Source organism: Mesorhizobium sp. M7A.F.Ca.CA.001.08.2.1 (assembly GCF_003998455.1).
Lineage (GTDB): Bacteria > Pseudomonadota > Alphaproteobacteria > Rhizobiales > Rhizobiaceae > Mesorhizobium > Mesorhizobium ciceri.
In genome coordinates, this window is sequence record NZ_RZPW01001171.1 from 1 (window position 1) to 1,245 (window position 1,245).

Annotated in this window: 2 protein-coding genes; one reads left to right on the forward strand and one right to left on the reverse strand. The window is 60.8% G+C overall.

Going from position 1 to position 1,245, the window contains the following annotated elements:
• Window positions 1-403: DUF6931 family protein (locus EN914_RS35905; RefSeq protein ID WP_127389711.1), on the forward strand; the 403-nt coding region annotated here is incomplete at its 5' end.
• 45 nt (window positions 404-448) lie between these two features.
• Here the strand turns inward: EN914_RS35905 and EN914_RS35910 are convergent.
• Window positions 449-1,245 (reverse strand): caspase domain-containing protein (locus tag EN914_RS35910; protein ID WP_206527327.1); only part of this gene is annotated, 797 nt, incomplete at its 5' end.

The following is a 1,245-nucleotide window of genomic DNA, read 5'->3' on the forward strand; positions in this document are numbered from 1 at the left end:
GCGAGCCGCGGTCTGGTGGGCCCATGAATGCCTGAGCCACCTGGCCGACCTGTTGGATGAGACCGATCATCAGTTGCTCCCGCTGGTCCACAACTGGGTGGGCGAACCGGACAGTCTCCGCCACCAGGCGGCGCTCAGCACAGCCGGCGCGACGCCGCCAACAACGCCGGTCGGCTGGATTGCTCTGGCCGCGGGATGGCGTGACAATGGTTCGGCCAGGGCCGCGACGATGGCACCGGCGTTGCTGCCGTTTCCAGCCGCCCACGCAATCAATGCCGGGATTCTGGCCGGACTGGCGCGTGTCGCACTGGCTGACCGGTTCACCGTTCTTTCGGCATTTGTCGAAATGGGCATCCAGATGGCTGAGATCGAGGCCCTGAGCCAAGCAGCGGATGCGGATTAGAGCATTCGCCCGGCAGAAACCGATGGATGCCGTCATCATCCTGGCTTACTTACAGCCACCTTGCGCCCATTTTGCGAGCGCCACCTTGAAGCGCGTTCCAAGCGGATGTTGAAGCCGTAAGACAGACACGTCGTTGGCGGCGAAATTTTTCGACTGTTCACACAGCCGGGCCTCGTTCCATTCATGGCAACCGTCGCAGTGCTTTCCTTCCCATACCGACTTGTCGAGCCCCTCCACAGGACTGAAGCGTGGCTTGCCCTTGATCAGCTCCGCAATGCTCTTGCCGTCGATTTCCGGATCGCCGAAATCGACAGGATGGTCAAAAAAGATAGGCTCGTCGGAGGCAAGCCTTGGGATTTTCTGACGAAGCATATCGAGCGAAAGTTGGGCGTCGTCGGCGCCCGACGGGTTTGCCGCAACGTTTCGCCCATCCGAACCGGCTTCCGATTTCTGAGTGGTCGCCTCGCCGACGATCAGCGGTGCGTTGAGGTCGATCTTGTGCAGGACGACCTCAGTGGTCAGCGAGACATTGCTCCAGGGGCGCTGTTTGCCGGCGGTTACCTTGAAGACATCGGCGGTAACGCGGTTCATGGCTTCGGTGATGGAAACGTTTGTTTCGCCCATATGCGCCAGCAGCGCCGAAGCGAACGGCGAATGTTGGCCCGACCCGTCAAAGGCGACCTGATTGGGACTGGTGGCGAACGCGACAAGCGTGCCGGCGCCACCATTCTCGATGGGAATTTCGGCAAGGCCGCTTCTTGCTCCCTTCACGCCGGCGGTCTTTGCCAGCACTTCGGCAAGCGGATTGTCACGGCAAGCGTCGAGAAAAATCAACCTTATGC